The following is a 19,060-nucleotide window of genomic DNA, read 5'->3' as shown; positions in this document are numbered from 1 at the left end:
AGACGCTGAGCGTGCTCTGTCGAGCCCGCTGGGGGGTGGGAATGGATCTTCTTCGAGACATTGGTACGTCGTTGCTCGCCAGCCTTCTTTTCGTCGTATTGGCATGGGCAGTTTCGAAGACGGCGCGACAATTCGTGCGGCGGCTGGCTTCTCACCTTTTTCACCTGGACATCGAAGAAATCTTCGCCAACAGTCGTGAGGCTGCTCCTGACATCAAGCGAGAACTCGGCCGGGCACGCGAGGTCTCCATTCTGACGTCCCGCGGTGCGGAGCTGCAGCGTGACTCCTTCGAGGAGCTTCTCCTCCGGAGCCAGTCGGGCCGCTGCCGCTGCCGCATCCTGTTGCCGGAGCTGAACATCGCTGCGGGCGAGCAGGATTGGATAACTGATCGCGAACAGGAGATCCAGGTCTTCGACGCAGCCTTCGGCACCGGGCTGCTACGCCGTCAAATCGCCGCCACCTATGACTATCTCGCACCGCTGTCACGCCCCGAATACCTCGAAGTGCGCGGTTACAGCGTTCCCCACATCGGCAGGATCATCGCTACTGAACGGGTCGTCTATCTGACTCCGTACTCGGCCGACCGGCACGGCCGGGAATCACGTGTGATCAAGTACCGTCGCGGGGAGACGTACGACTTTCTCATGCGTCTGACGGAAAAGCTGTGGGAAGCGTCCTCACCTGCCTGACACTCGGCACAGACTGACTGTCACAGGGCGATGAGGCCCGCTTCGGTCGGGCGGAAGCCGCAGGCTTCGAAGTAGAACGGGCGCAGGTGGTTCTCGAAGTCGACGTGCAGCCAGTCGCAGCCCGCCACGCGGGCTCCGTCGGCCGCTGTCTTGATCAGGGCCGCGCCGATGCCCTGGGAGCGGGCGGTCGCGGCGACGACCGTGTCCAGGATGAAGGCGTGAGTGCCGCCGTCCCAGGCGACGTTGACGAAGCCGACCAGGGTGTCGTTCCGGCGGGCGCAGACCCAGCCGAGGCTGTGGCGGGTCAGTTGGGCGCGCCAGTCGGTGGACGTGACCTCGTGGCCGAAGCCCTCTGCGTGGAGTTCGTTGAGGGCCTTGTTCTCGAACTCGCCCCGCCAGGTGTACGCGTACGTGTCGGTGTCCGGCGCCTTCGGGGCCAACAGGTCCAGCGCCTCTGTCCAGTTGAAGACACCCGGCGTCATCACGTGCGGTTCGTACGTCCCGATCCGGACGTTCATCTCCCGCAGCCGCGCGAGGCTCTGGCGGTACGCCGGGTGGGCGGCCTGGGCCGCGTTCACGCAAGGGAGGGCCGCGGTGGGCACGCGCAGGCCGTGGGCCTCGCAGAGGATGCCGAGCGCCAGGGTGTCGGAGATGCCCGCGGCCCACTTGTTGACCGTGTTGAACGTGGCGGGGGCGACCGCGATCGCGTCCGGGTCCGGCAGGGGGCGCGGGTCGCCGGGGCGGCGCCAGGCCGAGCGGATCGGGTAGCCCGTCCGCGCCTCGATCGCCTGCACGTCGATGAAGCCCAGGGCCTGCGGGGTCGCCACCACACCCACGTCCCAGCCCTGCCGCTGGGCCTCGGTGATGAGTTCGCCGACGCCGCCGGCCATCCCGGACGCGCACACGACTACGTACAGGAAGGGTCTCGTCCCGGGGCCGGCCTCGGATGTGTTCGCGGTCATTGCGGCCAGCCTAGACCGGTCGGCCCCGGGACCGCTCGCGCGTTTCCCGGGGCCGGCATGCCTGTCTTGCGTCGTCAGCGCCGCGGCGCCAGGACCTCGGACAGCACGTCGTGCACGTACGTGTTCGGGTGCTTGCCCGAGAAGCGGTCCGAGAGCGGGCCGCTCGCCGTAACCGTCACGTCCACGCTCGTGTGGCCCGACGTCGTCCAGTCGATGTAGAACTTCTTCTCGCTGCCGCGGATCGAGAACGGACCGTCCTCGGCCGAGATCGCGTCGCCCGACTCGTCGGCGGTGTCGGTCTCCTCGACCGCCAGGCCGCCCGTCTCGTGGTCGGCGGTGACGACGAGCAGGGTGTCGGGGTGCGTCGCCACGTACGCGCGCGCGACCGCGACCGTCTTCTCCAACTGCTGCATCGACTGAAGGACCTTGGCGCCGTTGTTGGAGTGCGCGAACTCGTCGGTGCCCTCCTCCTCGACCATGAGGAAGAAGCCCTTCTTGTTCTTCTCCAGGCTGCCCAGGGCCTTGCTCGTCATGGTCGGCAGGTCGACCACCGGGTTGTAGATGTCGCCCTGGCCCTCGGGGCGCTGCTGGAACATCTCCTCGTTGCTGAACAGGCCCAGGATCTTGCCGTTCTTGGCCTTTTCGAGCTGCTTGGCGCTGGAGACGTACGAGTAACCGGCCTTCTTGGCCTTGTTGATGAGGTTGCCCTGGGTGCCGACGCTGCCCTCGGCCGGGTCCTCGGCGGGCTTGTCCTTGAACGCGCCGGGGGTGCCCTTCGGCAGCCACCAGTCCTCGCCGCCGCCCAGGATCACGTCGGGCTTGCTGACGTCGAGGTACTGGCGCGCTATGTCGTCCTGCTTGCTGCGGTCCGCGCTGTTGGCGAAGAAGGCCGCGGGCGAGGCGTCGGTGACCTGCGCCGTGGTGACGAGGCCCGTCGCCTTGCCCGCCGACTTGGCCTGCTGGCCGAGCGTGGCGAGACGGTTGCCGTCGACGTCGACGCTGATGGCGCCGTTGTACGTCTTCTCGCCCGTCGCCCAGGCGGTGGCGGCTGCGGCCGAGTCCGTGATGACGGCCTTCGGGTCGTCCGGAGTCGTGGTGAGCTGGCCGGAGTTGGTCAGCTTGTCCATGTTCAACTGACCGTACAGACCGGTCAGGTTCAGCCGGGCCGCCTCGCGCGCCGCGGCGCCCATGCCGTCACCGTTGATGAAGATGACGTTCTTCGCCTGCGGCGCCTTGGCCTTCGCCGCGACCTGCGGGGCGCTCGCGGAGGCCCCGAGCGTCGGGCTGATCACCATGGTCGCCACGACCGCTGTCGCGGCCGCCGCCACGGACGCACTCCACATTCGTGTGTTTCGCACGTTCTTGTCCACAACCGCTCCTAGAGAGTCTTTACCCGGCTTTGCGCAGGCATCGCCCGCGCATCACCAAGGCATCGCCGGGACCATAGGCGGGCATGGGGTACTGCCCGGAGAACGCGGGTGAACGTGGAGTGGCCGGTAGCTGACGGCGTGGGGCGTGGGGGCGCGGCGAGGGTGCGGGTGTGAGTTCTCGCCCGGGGGGGGCGCGGTCGAGGCGTTCCCGCCCGGGGACGTTCTCGCCCGGGGACGTTCTCGCCCGGGGACGTTCTCGTCCGCCGTGGAGCCCGGCGAGGCGTTCCCGCCCGGGGAGGGGTTCGGCGAGCCCGGCGAAGAGCCCGGCGGGGACCTCTACGCGGGTCCCGCCGAGGGGCCCAACGCGGTCCCGCCGTAGAGCCCGCCGTGGAACCCGGCGAAGACCTCTACGCCGAGGCCCCGCCGCCGTCCCCTACTCGGTCCCCTCCGCAGACCCCTCCAACTCCCCCTCCGTCTCCAGGAACGCCGCCCGCAGCGCGTCCAGCACCGCCGGGTCCGGCTTCGCCCACATCCCGCGCGACTCCGCCTCCAGCAGCCGCTCCGCGATGCCGTGCAGCGCCCAGGGGTTGGCCTCCTGGAGGAACTGCCGGTTCTCCGGGTCCAGTACGTACGTCTCCGTGAGCTTGTCGTACATCCAGTCGGCCACGACGCCCGTCGTCGCGTCGTACCCGAAGAGGTAGTCGACGGTCGCCGCCAGTTCGAAGGCGCCCTTGTAGCCGTGCCGCCGCATCGCCGCGATCCAGCGGGGGTTGACCACCCGGGCGCGGAAGACCCGCGAGGTCTCCTCGACCAGGGTGCGGGTGCGGACCGTCTCGGGCCGGGTCGAGTCGCCGATGTACGCCTCGGGCGCCGTGCCCTTGAGCGCGCGCACGGTCGCGACCATGCCGCCGTGGTACTGGAAGTAGTCGTCGGAGTCCGCGATGTCGTGCTCGCGGGTGTCGGTGTTCTTCGCCGCTACGGCGATGCGCTTGTACGCCGTCTCCATCTCGCCGCGCGCCGGGCGCCCGTCGAGTTCGCGGCCGTACGCGTACCCGCCCCACGCCGTGTAGACCTCGGCGAGGTCGGCGTCGGTGCGCCAGTCGCGGCTGTCGATGAGTTGCAGGATGCCCGCGCCGTACGTGCCGGGCCGGGAGCCGAAGATACGGGTCGTGGCGCGGCGTTCGTCGCCGTGCTCCGCCAGGTCCGCCTGGGCGTGCGCGCGGATGTAGTTGGCTTCCGCGGGCTCGTCGAGCGAGGCGGCGAGCCGTACGGCGTCGTCCAGCAGCCCGATGGCGTGCGGGAACGCGTCGCGGAAGAAGCCGCTGATGCGCAGCGTGACGTCGATGCGGGGGCGGCCCAACTCGGCGGCCGGCACCGCCTCCAGGCCGGTCACCCGCCGCGACGCGTCGTCCCAGACGGGCCGCACCCCGAGCAGCGCCAGTGCCTCGGCGATGTCGTCGCCCGAGGTGCGCATCGCGCTCGTGCCCCACAGGGAGAGCCCCACCGAGGTCGGCCAGTCGCCGTTGTCGGTGCGGTAGCGCTCCAGGAGCGACTCGGCGAGCGCCTGGCCGGTCTCCCAGGCGAGCCTGGACGGTACGGCCTTGGGGTCGACGGAGTAGAAGTTGCGGCCCGTCGGCAGGACGTTGACCAGGCCGCGCAGCGGCGATCCGGACGGCCCCGACGGTACGAAGCCGCCGTTCAGCGCGAGGACGGCGTGGTCGATCTCGTCCGTCGTCGCGGCGAGCCGCGGCACGACCTCGCGGGCCGCGAACTCCAGGATGTCCGCAACGGCCTTGCCGTGCCCGGCCGTTACGCCCGCGACGGCGGCCGGGTCCCAGTCCGCGTCCTCCATCGCCTGTACGAGCGCACGCGCCCGCTCCTCCGCCTCGTCGGCCGTGGTGCGGGTCGCCGCCGACTCGTCCAGGCCGAGCGCCTCGCGCAGTCCGGGCAGCGAGGCCGTACCGCCCCAGATCTGCCGGGCGCGCAGGATGGCCAGGACGAGGCTGACGCGCGCGTCGCCGGCCGGGGCGCCGCCGAGGACGTGCAGCCCGTCGCGGATCTGCGCGTCCTTGATCTCGCAGAGCCAGCCGTCGAGATGGAGGATGAACTCGTCGAAGCCCTCGTCCTCCGGGCGGTCCGCCACCCCCAGGTCGTGGTCGAGCTTGGCGGCCTGGATCAGGGTCCAGATCTGGGCGCGGATCGCGGGCAGCTTCGCCGGGTCCATCGACGCGATCGACGCGTGCTCGTCGAGCAGTTGCTCCAGGCGCGCGATGTCGCCGTACGACTCGGCGCGGGCCATCGGCGGTACGAGGTGGTCCACGAGCGTCGCGTGCACGCGGCGCTTGGCCTGGGTGCCCTCGCCCGGGTCGTTGACCAGGAACGGGTAGATCAGCGGCAGATCGCCGAGGGCCGCGTCGGGCGCGCAGGCGGCGGACAGGCCGGCGTTCTTGCCGGGCAGCCATTCCAGGTTGCCGTGCTTGCCGAGGTGGATCATCGCGTCGGCGCCGAAGCCGCCGTCCTCCTGGGACGCCTGGATCCAGCGGTAGGCGGCCAAGTAGTGGTGCGAGGGCGGCAGATCGGGGTCGTGGTAGATCGCGATGGGGTTCTCGCCGAAGCCGCGCGGCGGCTGGATGAGGATCAGCAGGTTGCCCCGGCGCAGCGCGGCCAGCACGATGTCGCCGTCCGGGTCACCGCCGTTCGCGGTCCGGCTGCGGTCCAGGAACATCTCGCCCGGCGGCGGTCCCCAGTGCCGCTCGACCGACTCCCGCAGCACGGCGGGCAGTTGCCCGTACCAGCGCCGGTAGTCGGCGGCCGGTATCCGCACCGGGTTGCGGGCCAACTGCTCCTCGGTGAGCCATTCCTGGTCGTGCCCGCCGGCCTCGATGAGCGCGTAGATCAGCTCGTCGCCGTCGCCGGACTCCAGGCCGGGTACGGGCTCGGCGCCGAAGTCGTAGCCCTCGGCGGCCAGTCGGCGCAGCAGCGCGACCGCGCTCGCCGGGGTGTCGAGCCCGACGGCGTTGCCGATCCGCGAGTGCTTGGTCGGGTAAGCGGAGAGGACGAGCGCCAACCGCTTGTCGGGGTTGGGGATATGGCGCAGCCGCGCGTGCCGTACGGCGATCCCGGCCACGCGCGCGGCCCGCTCCGGGTCGGCGACGTACGCGGGCAGCCCGTCCTCGTCGATCTCCTTGAAGGAGAACGGTACGGTGATCAGCCGCCCGTCGAACTCCGGTACGGCCACCTGCCCGGCCGCGTCCAGCGGCGACAGGCCCTCGTCGCTCTCCTCCCACGCGGCACGCGACCCGGTCAGGCACAGCGCCTGGAGGATCGGCACCCCGAGCGCGGCGAGCGCGCCCGCGTCCCACGACTCGTCGTCCTCGCCTGCCGACGCCTGCGCGGGCTTCGTACCCCCGGCGGCGAGCACGGTCGTGACGAGCGCGTCGGCCGCGCCCAGCGCGGCCAGCAGTTCGGGTTCGGGGGCGCGCAGCGACGCGACGTACAGCGGGAGGGCCCGGCCGCCCGCGTCCTCGATCGCCGAGCAGAGGGTGTCGACGAAGGCGGTGTTGCCGCTCATGTGGTGGGCGCGGTAGTAGAGCACGGCGATCAGCGGCCCGCCCGCAGACGCGGACGCGGACGCGGACACCGGCCGCTCCAACTCGCCCCAGGTGGGCGCCGGGGCGGGCGGCTCGAAGCCGTGCCCCGTCAGCAGCACCGTGTCGGACAGGAACCGCGCGAGCTGGTCCAGGTTGGCAGGGCCGCCGTGCGCGAGGTACGCGTGCGCCTCGGCCGCGATCCCGATCGGGACGGTCGACGCCTCCATCAACTGCGCGTCGGGCGCCTGCTCGCCTGTGAGGACCACCACAGGCAGGTCGCGCGCGAGCAGCAGGTCGATGCCGTCCTGCCAGGCGCGCAGTCCGCCGAGGAGCCGTACGACCACGAGGTCGGCGCCGTCGAGCAGCGCGGGCAGCTCGTCGAGCGGCAGCCGCGCGGGGTTCGCGAAGCGGTACGGGACCGGGCTCTCGGCCGCGTTGGCGGCGCGCGCGCTGAGCAGGTCGGTGTCGGACGTGGACAGGAGCAGGATCATGAGCCGGCTGGCCTTCCTCGGGGTCCGCGCCCCGGGCGGTAGGTCGGACGGCGGGAGTTCCTGGCTCGCCCGGCTTTCGCCGGGCTCACAGTGGCGGGACCGCGCCGGCTTCGCACCGGGCTTCCTCCCTGGTCGCCGTCCTGGCGATGGCGGGCCCGGATCGGGCGGCCCGCCGCTCTGCATAGTAGGTGGTGCAGGTCACGGGCGGGGAGAGCGCCTGCGGGAGCCCGCCGTCCGACCGGGGGTGCGAGGGGCGCACGTGGGTATGCTCGCCGCCATGCCGCCGACCTCGCCAACACCCGTGAACCGGGACGAAGCTCCCGCCCGGGAGCGCGGTCCCGCCGTACGCGCGCGCGGCGACGCGTGCCCCGGCGCGCTGCGGCTGCATACGGCCGACGACGGCCGGCTCGCGCGACTGCGGCTGCCCGCCGGACTCCTGACGTTCCGTCAGGCAGAGGTCCTGGCGTCGGCCGCCGAGCGCCTCGGCGACGGCCGTCTCGACCTCACGTCCCGTGGCAACGTCCAGCTCCGCGGCCTGGGCGAGAGCTGCGGCGGCGAGCTGGCACGACTGCTGTACGAGGCGGGCCTGCTGCCGTCGGAGGAGCACGAACGGGTCCGCAACATCGTCGCGTCCCCGCTGGCCGGCCTGGACGAAGTCCCTTACACGGACGTCCAGTTGTGGGCCCGCGAGCTGGACACCCTCCTCTGCGCGAGCCCGGCGGCGACCGCCCTGTCCGGCCGCTTCCTGTTCGCCCTGGACGACGGCCGGGGCGACGTCGCGGAGCTGGCCGCCGATGTGACGTTGCTCGCACGGCCCGACGGCTCGGCTCTGGTACGTACCGGCACGAACAGGACAGGCGGCCTGGCGGTCTCCGCCGCGAACAGGACAGACGGCCTGGCAGTCTCCGCCGCGAACAGCACCGACGGCCTGGCGGTCTCCGCCGCGAACGCCCCGAAGGCGGCGCTGCTGACGGCGGAGACGTTCCTCACGGTGGCAGCGGCGGGCGGCTCGGGCGCCTGGCGCGTACGGGAGTTGCCGGCGGGCCACGACCTGGACGCGGCGGTGGAAGGGACGCTGCGGGCGGCGGGCCTGCTGGCGGCCGGGGGGACCCCGGCGGGCCGAGGCGTCATCCCGTACCCCCACGCCCCCGGGCAGCAGCAGCCCCCCGGGCAGCGGCAGCCGCCCCCCGGGCTGATCCACTCCCCCCGCGACGGCACCGTCGCCGTCTCCGTCCACGCGCCGCTCGGCCGCCTCACCGTCGCGCAGTGGCGGCTGCTGTACGCCGCCCACGCCGCGCCCGGTGAGCTGCGCGTCACCCCCTGGCGGGGCGTCGTGATCCCCGGGCTCGATCCCGGCGCCGCGCGCGACCTGTTGGCCCGCCTCCACTCGGCGGGCCTGATCACCGACGCCGACTCCCCCTGGTACGGCGTCAGCGCGTGCACCGGGCGGCCCGGGTGTGCGAAGGCGCTGTCCGACGTACGGTCCGACGCGACCCCCCGGCAACACCCGGACGACCCGCCCGTCCACTGGTCGGGCTGCGCCCGGCGCTGCGGGCATCCGACCGGTGAAGGCTGGGTCGACCTCGTCGCGACGGGCGAAGGCACCTACCAACCATGGCGACAGACGAGATGAGCGAGACCCCTGTGTCCACAGCGTTCGACTACGAGAAGGACGGCGCGGCGATCTACCGCCGCTCGTTCGCCACGATCCGCGCCGAGGCGGACCTCACCGGGCTGCCCGCCGACGTCGCGCAGGTCGCCGTCCGGATGATCCACGCCTGCGGCATGGTCGACCTGGTCGCCGACCTCGGCTACACCACCGGCGTGGTGGCCCGCGCCCGCGAGGCGCTGCGGGCCGGCGCGCCGATCCTGTGCGACGTCTCGATGGTCGCCAGCGGCGTCACCCGCAAGCGGCTGCCCGCAGGCAACGACGTCGTCTGCACCCTCGCCGACCCCGCCGTCCCCGCCCTCGCCGCCGAACTGGGTACGACCCGCAGCGCGGCGGCCATGGAGCTGTGGCGGGAGCGGATGGGCGGCGCGGTCATCGCCGTCGGCAACGCGCCGACCTCGCTCTTCCGGCTGTTGGAGATGATCGAGGACGGCGCACCCCGCCCGGCGGCCGTCATCGGCGTCCCGGTCGGCTTCATCGGCGCCGCCGAGTCGAAGGACGCGCTCGCCGCGCACCCCTCGGGTCTGGAGCACCTCGTCGTACGGGGCAGGCGCGGCGGCAGCGCGATAGCGGCGGCGGCCATCAACGCGATCGCGAGCGAGGAAGAGTAGTGACCCAGCACAGCGCAGAGAACACCGAAGCGACCAACGAAGCGACCAACGAAGCGACCACTGCTGGGAACACCGCACGCACCGGCGGGACCAGCGGCGACACCGCACCCACCGGCAAGCTCTACGGCGTCGGCCTCGGCCCCGGCGACCCCTCCCTCATGACCGTCCGCGCCGTCCAGGTCATCGCCGAGGCCCACGTCGTCGCGTACCACTGCGCCCAGCACGGCCGCTCCATCGCCCGCTCCATCGCCGCCGAGCACCTGCGCCCCGACCACATCGAGGAGCGGCTCGTCTACCCGGTCACCACCGGGACCACCGACCACCCCGGCGGCTACCAGGGCGCCATGGAGGACTTCTACGCCGAGTCCGCCGCCCGGCTCGCCGCGCATCTGGACGCGGGCCGCACGGTCGCCGTGATCGCCGAGGGCGACCCGCTGTTCTACGGCTCGTACATGCACATGCACAAGCGGCTCGCCACCCGCTATCCCACCGAGGTCGTCCCCGGCGTCACCTCCGTCAGCGCCGCCGCCGCCCGGCTCGGTACGCCGCTGGTCGAGGGCGAGGAGGTACTGACGGTCCTGCCCGGCACCCTCCCCGAGGAGGAGCTGACGGCCCGCCTCGCGTCCGCCGACTCTGCGGTGGTGATGAAGCTCGGCCGCACCTTCCCCGCCGTCCGCCGCGCGATCGAGCGCGCGGGCCGGCTCCCCGACGCCCAGTACGTCGAGCGCGCCACGATGAGCGGCGAACGCACCCTGCCCCTCGCCGACGCCGACCCGGACTCCGTCCCGTACTTCGCCGTCGCCGTCCTGCCCAGCCGCGTCGGCGCCGTACCGAAGCCGGCACCGCCCGCCCAGACCCCCGAGCGCGGCGAGGTCGTCGTCATCGGCACCGGCCCCGCAGGCCCCATGTGGCTGACCCCCGAGGCGCGCGGCGAGCTGGCCGCCGCCGAGGATCTCGTCGGCTACACGACGTACCTCGACCGCGTGCCGGTACGGGCAGGCCAGCGGCGCCACCCGTCCGACAACAAGGTCGAGTCGGAGCGCGCCGAGTTCGCCCTGGACCTCGCCAAGCGCGGCCGGCGCGTGGCGGTCGTCTCCTCCGGCGACCCGGGCGTCTTCGCCATGGCCACCGCCGTCCTGGAGGTCGCGTCCACCGACCCGTACCGCGACGTGCCCGTACGGATCCTGCCGGGCCTGACGGCGGCCAACGCCGCCGCCTCCCGCGTGGGTGCGCCGCTGGGCCACGACTACGCGGTCATCTCGCTCTCCGACCGGCTCAAGCCGTGGGAGGTCATCGCGGAACGGCTGCACGCGGCAGCGGCGGCCGATCTCGTCCTCGCCCTCTACAACCCCGGCTCCCGCAGCCGCACCTGGCAGGTCGGCAAGGCACGCGAGCTGCTGCTCGAACACCGCGCCCCCGACACCCCGGTGGTGCTGGCGCGCGATGTCGGCGGTCCCGAGGAGCGGGTACGGATCGTCCGGCTCGCCGACCTGGACCCGGCACAGGTCGACATGCGGACGATCCTGCTGGTGGGCTCGTCCCAGACGGTGACGGTACGACGCGGCGACGGCAACGGAGGCGAGGGCGACCAGGTCGTGTGGACCCCGCGCCGCTACCCGGAGCGGTAGATCCCGTCCGTCACTCCCCCAGCCGCACCGACAACTGCTCCAGCCACGCCGCCGCCTCGTCCGCCGTCGACACCACCGCCACCCCCGCCGGCATCGCGGGCCGCCGTACGACGACGACCGGCAGCCCGGCCTCCCGGGCGGCGGCGAGCTTCGGCGCCGTGGCCGCGCCGCCGCTGTCCTTCGTCACCACGGCGTCGACCTTGTGCTTCCGCAGCAGCTTCCGCTCCCCGTCGAGCGTGAAGGGCCCCCGGTCCAGCAGCGGCTCCATCCGGGCCGGGTGCGGCGGCTCGGGCGGGTCGACGGACCGTACGAGGAACCACACGTCGTCCAGGTCGGCGAAAGCGGCGAGCCCCGTTCGGCCGGTCGTGAGAAACACCCGCCGCGCCCCGAGGGCGGGCAGCGCGTCCGCGGCCTCCTCCAATGAGCCGACCGGGTGCCAGTCGTCGCCCTCGGCGGGGACCCAGGACGGCCGCCGCAGGGCCAGCAGGGGAACATGGTCGGCGGTGGCGGCACGTGCCGCGTTGAAGCTGATGATCTCGGCGAAAGGATGGGTGGCGTCGATGAGCGCGTCCACACGGTGCTCACGCAGCCAGTCGGCCAGCCCTGTCACCCCGCCGAACCCGCCGATCCGCACCTCGCCCGGCGGCGGTACTGGCCGGGCGACCCGCCCGGCGAGCGACGTCGTGACGCGCAGCTCAGGACGCCCGTGCAGCAGCCCGGCGAGGGCGCGCGCCTCGGTCGTACCGCCGAGGATCAACACATGGAGCACTGGCAATCCCTTCACGTGTTCCCGCTTCGCCCGCCACCGTCACGGGTCGTGCCATGTCTGAGCCTGCCAGGGGTGGGCGCGCCGCCCAACTCGAACACACCGGTCTGCGGGCCGGCTGGACCACCGGCGCCTGCGCGACGGCGGCGGCGACCGCCGCCTACACCGCCCTCCTGACCGGCGATTTCCCCGACCCGGTCAGCATCACCCTGCCCAAGGGCCACACCCCGTCCTTCGCCCTCGCGACGGAGGAGCGCACAGCCGACGCCGCCTCGGCCGGAGTGATCAAGGACGCGGGCGACGATCCGGACGTCACCCACGGCGCGCTGATCCGCGCGACGGTACGGGAGCTGCGCCCCGGCGCGGGCGTCGTCTTCCGCGCGGGCCCCGGCGTCGGGACGGTCACCCTGCCCGGCCTGCCGCTGGACGTCGGCGAACCGGCCATCAACCCCGTACCGCGCCGGCTGATCCGCGAACACCTCGCGCAGGTGGCGGCGCGGCACGGCGGTACGGGCGACGTGGAGGTCACCGTCTCCGTGGACGACGGCGAGGAGATCGCCCGCTCCACCTGGAACCCGAGGCTCGGCATCCTCGGCGGCCTGTCCATCCTCGGCACCACGGGCGTCGTCGTCCCGTACTCCTGCTCGGCCTGGATCGACTCGATCCGCCGGGGCGTGGACGTGGCACGCGCGGCGGGTCTGACGCACGTCGCGGGCTGTACGGGCTCCACGTCGGAGAAGACCGTCCGCACGGCCTACGACCTGCCGGAGCTGGCGCTGCTCGACATGGGCGACTTCGCGGGCGCGGTCCTCAAGTACATCCGCCGCCATCCGGTCGACCGGCTGACGATCTGCGGCGGCTTCGCCAAGCTGTCCAAGCTGGCGGCGGGCCATTTGGACCTGCACTCGGCCCGCTCCCAGGTCGACAAGCCCTTCCTGGCGGAGCTGGCGACGGCGGGAGGCGCGTCGGCCGAACTGGCCGAGCAGGTGGCGGAAGCCAACACCGGCCTGGCGGCGCTGCGCCTCTGCCAGTCCGCCGGGGTCCCGCTGGGCGACGCGGTCGCGGCGAAGGCCCGCGACGAAGCGCTACGGGTCCTGCGCGGGGCGCCGGTGACGGTCGACGTGATCTGCATCGACCGGGCGGGCGCGGTGGTCGGCCGCAGCGACCTCGCGTAGACGACTGCCTACGGAGCGAGCGCCTTCTTCGCCGCCGCCAGGTGGTCCGTCATCGCCCGGCGTACGGTGTCCAGCCGCGCGCTGTGCTGCTGCACGGCCGCCTGCTGATAGCCGAAATCGACCGTGAACCACACCCCGACGACGTTCGCGTCGCGACGGCATTCCTGGTCCGCCACCGCCACCCGCAGTTCCTCGGCGGTCGGCGCAGGTCCTGCGGACCAGCGGGTGTCGCCCGAGGCCGCGAGCGGGTCGGCGTACGGGTGGCCCTTGCGCTGCATGCAGTCCGCCCAGGAGGCGAACACCGCGCGTGTCCGCGGGTCCTGCTGCCCCTTGGCCAGCGTGTCGAACTTGAGCGACACGACAAAGTCCGGGTTGCCGGCGCTGCCCGTGACGCTGCCGGTCAGAATCCGGTTCGCCTCACCGACGCAGCCGTGGTCGGGGACGGTGCGGCCGTTGAGGGTCATCCCACCGGGGCCGTTCTTGCGGTTCGGGTCGGCCGTACCGGTCAGCGCGGTGTTCTCACCGGCGGACAGCGAAGGGGGCCGGCCTCCGGCCTGCGCTCCGGCCTGCGCTCCGGCCTGCGAAGGCGCGCCTTCCGCGTGATAGCCGAAGGTCTTCGCGTGAGCCATGGTCTGGAAGCCGAAGTAGCCGTCCATGCGGGTGGTGGGCGCGTCGGCGCCGATGCCGGTCGTGTCGCCGCTCTGCACCGGCGGGGCGTAATCGAAGCGCAGCCGTCGCATGCACCGGGAGACCAGGGTCGCGGAGGCTTGGCTGATCGTCTTGGTCTGCCGCGGATTGAGCAGGTACGAATCCAGCGGCATGGCCCGGTGGTTGGCGTCGGTCAGCACCGGGACGGCTCGCGAGGGGGAAGCTGCAGGCGAGGTCGCGGGCGAGGGAGCGGACGAGGAGTCGGACGAGGAGGAACAGCCCGGCAGCAGAAGGACGGCACACCCGAGGGCAAGCAGGGCGGCCGGACGGCGCACGGTCATGAGTCCCAGTTCCTTGAGGTGAACGGTGGAACGGAGCCGGGGAGAGCGACAGCCCTCCCCGGCCCGCGCATCACAGGAACTTGCCGGACGCGTTGTTGTTCTTGAGCGAGGAGTTCAGATCCCCGCTGCCCTGCGCGGGGATGTCCTGGCAGGCCACCGAGCAGTTGTAGCCGCTGTTGTAGTAGATGCGGAACGTCGAGTTGCCCCAACTGTCCACGGAAGCGGCGTGGTTCTTCACGCTCAGGCCCGCACCGGCGCTGCCGTTCTTGCCTGCGTAGAAGTGCCAGTCCTGGTAGTCCGAGATAGGCGCGGCGGTGGCGAAGACGGCCCCCCAGCCGTACGCCGAGGAGTTGTAGTAGAGGCAGACGAAGCCGGCGGTGCAGTCGTGGCCAGGCGGCACGACGGCGGGCTTGACTGCTGAGGCGGGTTTGCCCGGTGCGGCGGACGCGACGGGCGCCATGGCCAGCCCCGTTCCGACAAGTCCGATCGCCGCTACGGCGACTGCGGCCGTTCTGTTGATGCGCATGGTGTCAGCTACATCCTTCACATGTGGTCAGCATGCGGAATGGCAACTTCCCCCGTTCCAAGGGGAGTTGATGTCATCCCAACAGGCCGTGGCCATACGTGGGGCAGCGGAATGTTCAAGGCCGGGCCAAGACGTTCACCCCATGAACAAACACGGACCAGCCAGTGCTGTGACCGCATAGGTTCGCCGGGTTGGTCGTCGTGGCGGTTGGAGACGCGGTGACGTCCGATCCGACCGCTGGAGGCGCGGTGGCCGAGCCTGTCCGTGTGCCCAGACTGACCGGCCAGGAGGGGCAGCAGGTGCAGCAGATCGTGCGCCGAGGCAGCACCGACTCGGTGCGCTGTCGGCGCGCGATGATGCCGCTGGCCTCGGCCGGCGGGAATCGGGTGCCGGTGATCGCCCGGCTGGTGGCGGCCGACGAGGACACCGTGCGCGATGTGATCCACCGGTTCAACGAGATCGGCCTGGCCTGCCTGAACCCTCGGTGGGCGGGAGGCCGTCCCCGCCTGCTCAGCGATGACGACGAGGACTTCGTCGTCCGGACGGCCACCACCGACCCCGTCCGCGAGGCGACGCCGGACCGGATCGAGCACGTCCTGGCCGCCGAACGCAAGGAACGCGCCCGCATCCGCAGCGAGAAGGGCATCCGTTGGGGCGGACGCCCGAAGCGTTGTGAAGATGATCTCGGCTGGGCAGACCCGGAGCCCCGAACGGGGCCGGTTCAGGAGAAGGACGGCGCCAGAGGGGAATGACTCAGGAGGCGGACGGCTCGATCTCCCCCGCGAAGACGATGACCTGGTCGATGAGGCTCCGCCGCAGATGGACGACGTCCGTTCCCGCCAGGCGGGGGCCTCCATCCGGCGTCGTGAAGACCCACTGGTACCGGGCCCACTCGTCCGGCATGTCCACCGCCGAACAGCGCACCATCGTGCCGGTCCCCGCGGGGTGGCGCCGGATGTCCAGCACGAACCGCTCGACCGCCTCGATCCCCTCACTGCGGCCCAACGGTCCCCAGAAGACCACGTCCGAGGTTATGGCCTGGGAGAGCAGCGCAGTCACGTAGCTGTCGTCCGAGGCGTTGAACGCGGAGATGAACGTGTCGATCGCTGACCGCGCGGTTTCTTCCTGCATGCACCAGTAATACCAGTCGCCTCGCGGACCGCGCTCGTCCCGTGAGCCGTCTCCCGACCACGGTGAACGAACGCGGACCAGCTAGCGGTCGTGAGGAGAAGAACGGGCCCGCCGGGGCGCTTGCTGTCGCGTACGGGTACGAGGCCGGTGGCGGCGACGGAAGCGGGCGACCACTCGACGCAGTCGCCACCGTTGCCGTTGCTGTAACTGGACTTGATCCACGTGCTGAACACGGCCCAGCTCGCTGTCGCGGGGAGAAGCGCGGGTCCTTCGGGTCGCTTGCTGTCGCGTACGGGTACGAGGCCGGTGGCGGCGGCGGAGGTCGGGGCCCACTCGACGCAGTTGCCGCCACCGCCGTTGCTATAACTGGACTTGATCCACATACCGCCCGCCCGTCGTTGTGCGCGGCTCAAGCCGCAGGAAAGCCAACGTCGTTCAGAGCGTGGACGAACGCAGCCCAACCCTCTGCCCGGACACGAAGAACCGGACCAGCCGGGACCTTGCTGTCCCGTACGGGTACGACACCAGACACAGCGGCGATCTTCGGCGCCCACTCCACGCAGTCGCCACCACCGCCGTTGCTGTAGCTCGACTTAATCCACATGCCATCCATGAAAACGGACGGCCGGAGCCCGCACCAGGCAGGTTCCGGCCGTCCGTTGTTGTGGCTCAAGCTATGGGAAAACCGTCATCGGTCAGAGCGTGGACGAACGCGGCCCAACCGTCAGCGTCGACGAAGAGGACTGGGCCTGCGGGGCGCTTGCTGTCCCGTACGGGTACGACGCCGGATGCGGCGATCTTCGGCGCCCACTCCACACAGTTGCCGCCGTCACCGTTGCTGTAGGTGGACTTGACCCACTCCGCAAGAGAGAGGTCCAGGGTGGTGCTCATGTGGGTAGTGCCTCCATGGCCGATCGGATGAGTGCCGCCGAGTCGCGGGGCGGCAGGGCGTAGGCCCTCATCTGATGGTAGGCCCGGCGCCGGGTCCTGACGCTTTCCGGGTCTTCGAGCAGTGAGCCGGTCGCAATGCTCTCCTCGTACGCCACCACGTGCTTGTCGTCCAACGTCAGCAGCGTCAAGGAACCCCCCATAAGCGCATGCGCGCCATGGGAAAACGGGAGGATCTGCACGGTGGTGTTAGGACCGTCCGAGAGATCCACCAGAAGACCGAGCTGCTCACGCATCGCTGCCGGACCCCCGACGGGCCGCCGGATCACGGCCTCGTCAAGGATCATGAACAGATCGGGGGCGGGATGGACCTTCAACAACTCCTGACGGCCCATCCGTGCGGACACCAACTGCTCGATCTTGTCCCGAGTGGCCTTCGGATGCGTCTCACGGAAGAGTTGCCGCGCATACGGCTCCGTCTGCACCAGCCCAGGAACGGTGTGCCCCGAGAACTCCTCGATGATCTGAGCGCGGGCCTCAAGCTCCATCCGCCGCCGATACCTGTCCGGATGAATCTCCTTGCGCGCCAGCGCGTACAGCTCCTGGAAGATCCCGTCCGTCCCGAAACAGGCGTCCAACTGGGCCGCAAGACCCGGTGGTGGCACATAGTCGGCGATCTCGATGCGCGACAGATGGCTCTTACTCATGTGCACGACGGACGCCAACGACTCCAGCGTCATTCCGTGCCGCTCCCTGAAGACCCGCATCTTCGCACCGAACAAGTGTCGGGCTGACAGGTCGGGGGTTAATTCGCGCGAAGGGCGGGCCATTTGACTGCCTCCAAAGCTCCCATGGATGGGCTCGGGACTCAAAACGCTTCTCACGGTACGCGGTTGGGCCGATGGTGGAGAGAGAAAAGCGTGAAGAGCACGTGACCCGGTGAAAGGTACCCGACTCATGGCGGAATCAAAGACCCCTGAATCCAGCATTGTTCGCGGCCCGAGCGAGGCCCGCAGGATGCTGGCGGAGATGACGGAGGAGTTCGGCCAGGACGGCGTCCTCATCGTCAGCAAGGCGCCCGGGGCCTGGGTCGAGGGCGAGGGAGGGGAGATCCTGCGCAAGTCGGCCCTGGACTGGCCCCCCTGCGAATGCGGCCACCCGAAGTGCCCCGACAGCAAGACCCCCGAGGACACCGGCCCGGGTGCGTGAGACGGCTGGGGCGGCGCATCCGATCAAACTTTCGGATGCGCCGGCGCACGCCGAAAAGAAAACCCACCCGCCGCTCCACGATCCGCCTTTTCCTGGCCGCCCACCACGACCGCGAAGCCTTCCTCGCCGAACTCCGCGCGACCACAACGGGATTCGAGTAATCCCCCCTCAAAGCCTTTCGAACCAAGCCACCCGAATCCCCCGCTCAGGTCACGTGGCCATCTCTTCGCGGATGCGTTTCGGAGCTTGTCCGGCTTCGCCTCGCACATCGGGTTCTTGAGCGCGGACGCCGCCGAGCGCGCGGGCCGCTCTGAAGAAGGCGCGGTTCCGCAGTACGCTGGGACGGAACGTGCGAAATCACCACTATGCGCGCAAGGGACGGAGTCCCATGACGGCGTACCTGATCAATCATCTGCGTATCCCCGGCGGTGTTCCCACCGAGGAGGGGCTCTCGTATCTGGATCAAGTGGAGGCCACCGCAAAGCCGTTCGGCGGGCGGTGGCTGGCTCAAGGGCCTGTGGAGGTGGTCGAAGGCGCGTGGCCGGACTCTGCCGTGCTGATGGAGTTCCCGAGCATGGACGCGGCCCGCGAGTGGTACGACTCGCCGGAATACGGGGCGATCCGGCATCTGCGGATCAACAGCGCCATCAGTGACTTGGTCTTCATCGAGGGCGTCGCCCCGGATTTCACCGTCGCCGGGTTCGCCCAGCAGGTTCGCGCCGCCATCGCGGCGGCGGACGCTGCCTGAGGAGGCTGTGATGCATGCCGACATGAAGCTGGAAGTGGTCACTCTGCCCGTCTCGGACGTCGACCGGGCGCGGGAGTTCTACCAGAAGATCGGCTGGCGGCTGGACGAAACTCCCCCGTGGGTCGTCCAGTTGACGCCGCCCGGCTCGTGGTGCTCGGTCCAGTTCGGTGAGGGCCTCACGACAGGCGCGCCCGGGTCGGCCCAGCGGCTGTACTTGATCGTCTCGGACGTCGCGGCGACGCGCGACGACCTGCTGGCCGCGGGTGCCGACGTGGGTGAGATCTTCCACCTCGGCGAGAACGGACCGGAGGCGGGCCCCGATCCCGGGCACAACAGCTACTCGTCCCTGGCGATCTTCGCCGACCCGGACGGCAACACCTGGCTGCTCCAGGAAGTCACCAGCCGGCTGCCGGGCCGTGTCGACTCCGCCGGAACGACATTCACCTCCACCCCGGACCTGGCCGCCTCGCTTCGCCGCGCGGCGGCGGCCCACGGCGAGCACGAGAAGCGGACGGGCGAGGAGGACGCGAACTGGCCGGACTGGTACGCGGACTACATGGTGCGCGAGCAGTCGGGCGCGGAACTTCCCACCTGACCACCTGAGCCACGAGCCGAGAA

At 71.1% G+C, this 19,060-nt stretch carries 19 protein-coding genes, 2 pseudogenes and 1 riboswitch; of the genes and pseudogenes, 9 read left to right on the top strand and 12 right to left on the bottom strand.

Going from position 1 to position 19,060, the window contains the following annotated elements; translation table 11 throughout:
• The first annotated feature begins 41 nt into the window (after positions 1–41).
• Positions 42–689, top strand: coding sequence for a hypothetical protein (locus tag ACZ63I_RS32170; RefSeq protein WP_469342842.1), 648 nt, complete (start codon positions 42–44; stop codon positions 687–689).
• 20 nt (positions 690–709) lie between these two features.
• On the opposite strand, the gene ACZ63I_RS32165 is transcribed toward ACZ63I_RS32170, so the two are convergent.
• The 4 genes and pseudogenes from ACZ63I_RS32165 to cobN form a co-directional block, all read right to left on the bottom strand.
• Positions 710–1,129, bottom strand: coding sequence for a GNAT family N-acetyltransferase (locus ACZ63I_RS32165; RefSeq protein WP_469342933.1), 420 nt, complete (start codon positions 1,127–1,129; stop codon positions 710–712).
• Positions 1,118–1,651 (bottom strand): annotated as a pseudogene (locus ACZ63I_RS32160) (flavoprotein); the annotation flags it as partial. The pseudogene ACZ63I_RS32160 and the gene ACZ63I_RS32165, both read right to left, overlap by 12 nt.
• 74 nt (positions 1,652–1,725) lie before the next feature.
• Positions 1,726–3,009, bottom strand: coding sequence for an alkaline phosphatase (locus ACZ63I_RS32155; RefSeq protein WP_469342840.1), 1,284 nt, complete (start codon positions 3,007–3,009; stop codon positions 1,726–1,728).
• A gap of 445 nt (positions 3,010–3,454) precedes the next feature.
• Positions 3,455–7,102: a cobaltochelatase subunit CobN gene (gene cobN, locus ACZ63I_RS32150; protein ID WP_469342839.1), complete on the bottom strand. Its 3,648-nt coding sequence runs from the start codon at positions 7,100–7,102 to the stop codon at positions 3,455–3,457.
• A gap of 54 nt (positions 7,103–7,156) precedes the next feature.
• Positions 7,157–7,229: riboswitch (cobalamin riboswitch) on the bottom strand.
• A gap of 150 nt (positions 7,230–7,379) precedes the next feature.
• Between cobN and cobG the strand changes: the two genes are divergently transcribed.
• Genes cobG through ACZ63I_RS32135 form a run of 3 tightly spaced genes read left to right on the top strand, consistent with a single transcriptional unit; the run spans position 7,380 to position 11,010 of the window.
• Complete coding sequence (gene cobG / locus ACZ63I_RS32145; protein WP_469342838.1) at positions 7,380–8,735, top strand: precorrin-3B synthase; 1,356 nt, start codon at positions 7,380–7,382, stop codon at positions 8,733–8,735.
• Positions 8,732–9,382, top strand: a complete 651-nt coding sequence (locus ACZ63I_RS32140) for a precorrin-8X methylmutase (protein WP_469342837.1) — start codon at positions 8,732–8,734, stop codon at positions 9,380–9,382. Before cobG ends, ACZ63I_RS32140 begins: the two co-directional genes overlap by 4 nt.
• Positions 9,382–11,010 (top strand): precorrin-2 C(20)-methyltransferase, encoded by a 1,629-nt coding sequence (locus ACZ63I_RS32135; protein WP_469342835.1) that lies wholly within the window; start codon positions 9,382–9,384, stop codon positions 11,008–11,010. Before ACZ63I_RS32140 ends, ACZ63I_RS32135 begins: the two co-directional genes overlap by 1 nt.
• A gap of 10 nt (positions 11,011–11,020) precedes the next feature.
• Here the strand turns inward: ACZ63I_RS32135 and ACZ63I_RS32130 are convergent, their stop codons facing one another.
• The gene (locus ACZ63I_RS32130) at positions 11,021–11,779 is read right to left on the bottom strand and encodes a cobalt-precorrin-6A reductase (RefSeq protein ID WP_469342834.1); all 759 of its coding nucleotides are present in this window, start codon (positions 11,777–11,779) and stop codon (positions 11,021–11,023) included.
• 53 nt (positions 11,780–11,832) lie between these two features.
• Between ACZ63I_RS32130 and ACZ63I_RS32125 the strand changes: the two genes are divergently transcribed.
• Positions 11,833–12,951, top strand: a complete 1,119-nt coding sequence (locus tag ACZ63I_RS32125) for a cobalt-precorrin-5B (C(1))-methyltransferase (RefSeq protein ID WP_469342833.1) — start codon at positions 11,833–11,835, stop codon at positions 12,949–12,951.
• Positions 12,952–12,959: 8 nt separating this feature from the next.
• Here the strand turns inward: ACZ63I_RS32125 and ACZ63I_RS32120 are convergent, their stop codons facing one another.
• On the bottom strand, positions 12,960–13,940 hold the full coding sequence (locus tag ACZ63I_RS32120; protein ID WP_469342832.1) for a hypothetical protein: 981 nt from the start codon (positions 13,938–13,940) through the stop codon (positions 12,960–12,962).
• 70 nt (positions 13,941–14,010) lie between these two features.
• Positions 14,011–14,466 (bottom strand): hypothetical protein, encoded by a 456-nt coding sequence (locus ACZ63I_RS32115; protein ID WP_469342830.1) that lies wholly within the window; start codon positions 14,464–14,466, stop codon positions 14,011–14,013.
• Between the two features lie 248 nt (positions 14,467–14,714).
• Here ACZ63I_RS32115 and ACZ63I_RS32110 point away from each other — a divergent pair.
• Positions 14,715–15,140: pseudogene (locus ACZ63I_RS32110) on the top strand (helix-turn-helix domain-containing protein); the annotation flags it as partial.
• A 79-nt stretch (positions 15,141–15,219) separates the two neighbouring features.
• On the opposite strand, the gene ACZ63I_RS32105 reads toward ACZ63I_RS32110, so the two are convergent.
• The 5 genes from ACZ63I_RS32105 to ACZ63I_RS32085 all read right to left on the bottom strand — a co-directional run bounded on the left by ACZ63I_RS32105 (position 15,220) and on the right by ACZ63I_RS32085 (position 17,225).
• A complete protein-coding gene (locus ACZ63I_RS32105; protein WP_469342828.1) occupies positions 15,220–15,597 on the bottom strand; it encodes a nuclear transport factor 2 family protein in 378 nt (125 codons plus the stop codon).
• Complete coding sequence (locus tag ACZ63I_RS32100; protein WP_469342827.1) at positions 15,522–15,980, bottom strand: DUF397 domain-containing protein; 459 nt, start codon at positions 15,978–15,980, stop codon at positions 15,522–15,524. Before ACZ63I_RS32100 ends, ACZ63I_RS32105 begins: the two co-directional genes overlap by 76 nt.
• 26 nt (positions 15,981–16,006) lie before the next feature.
• Positions 16,007–16,201: a DUF397 domain-containing protein gene (locus tag ACZ63I_RS32095; RefSeq protein WP_469342932.1), complete on the bottom strand. Its 195-nt coding sequence runs from the start codon at positions 16,199–16,201 to the stop codon at positions 16,007–16,009.
• Between the two features lie 65 nt (positions 16,202–16,266).
• A complete protein-coding gene (locus ACZ63I_RS32090) occupies positions 16,267–16,488 on the bottom strand; it encodes a DUF397 domain-containing protein (RefSeq protein WP_469342826.1) in 222 nt (73 codons plus the stop codon).
• Entirely contained in the window at positions 16,485–17,225 is a 741-nt protein-coding gene (locus ACZ63I_RS32085; protein ID WP_469342825.1) for a helix-turn-helix domain-containing protein, read from the bottom strand. The genes ACZ63I_RS32090 and ACZ63I_RS32085 overlap by 4 nt, the downstream gene beginning before the upstream one ends.
• Positions 17,226–17,442: 217 nt before the next feature.
• Between ACZ63I_RS32085 and ACZ63I_RS32080 the strand changes: the two genes are divergently transcribed.
• The 3 genes from ACZ63I_RS32080 (at position 17,443) to ACZ63I_RS32070 (ending at position 19,037) form a co-directional block, all read left to right on the top strand.
• Positions 17,443–17,694, top strand: coding sequence for a hypothetical protein (locus ACZ63I_RS32080; protein WP_469342823.1), 252 nt, complete (start codon positions 17,443–17,445; stop codon positions 17,692–17,694).
• A gap of 388 nt (positions 17,695–18,082) precedes the next feature.
• Positions 18,083–18,442, top strand: coding sequence for a DUF1330 domain-containing protein (locus tag ACZ63I_RS32075; protein WP_469342821.1), 360 nt, complete (start codon positions 18,083–18,085; stop codon positions 18,440–18,442).
• Positions 18,443–18,452: 10 nt separating this feature from the next.
• Positions 18,453–19,037: a VOC family protein gene (locus tag ACZ63I_RS32070; RefSeq protein ID WP_469342820.1), complete on the top strand. Its 585-nt coding sequence runs from the start codon at positions 18,453–18,455 to the stop codon at positions 19,035–19,037.
• Positions 19,038–19,060: the final 23 nt, after the last annotated feature.

The organism is Streptomyces sp. NPDC087906, from assembly GCF_055584925.1.
Note: the sequence above shows the minus strand (reverse complement) of the source record. Positions and strands in the feature narration are given on the sequence as shown.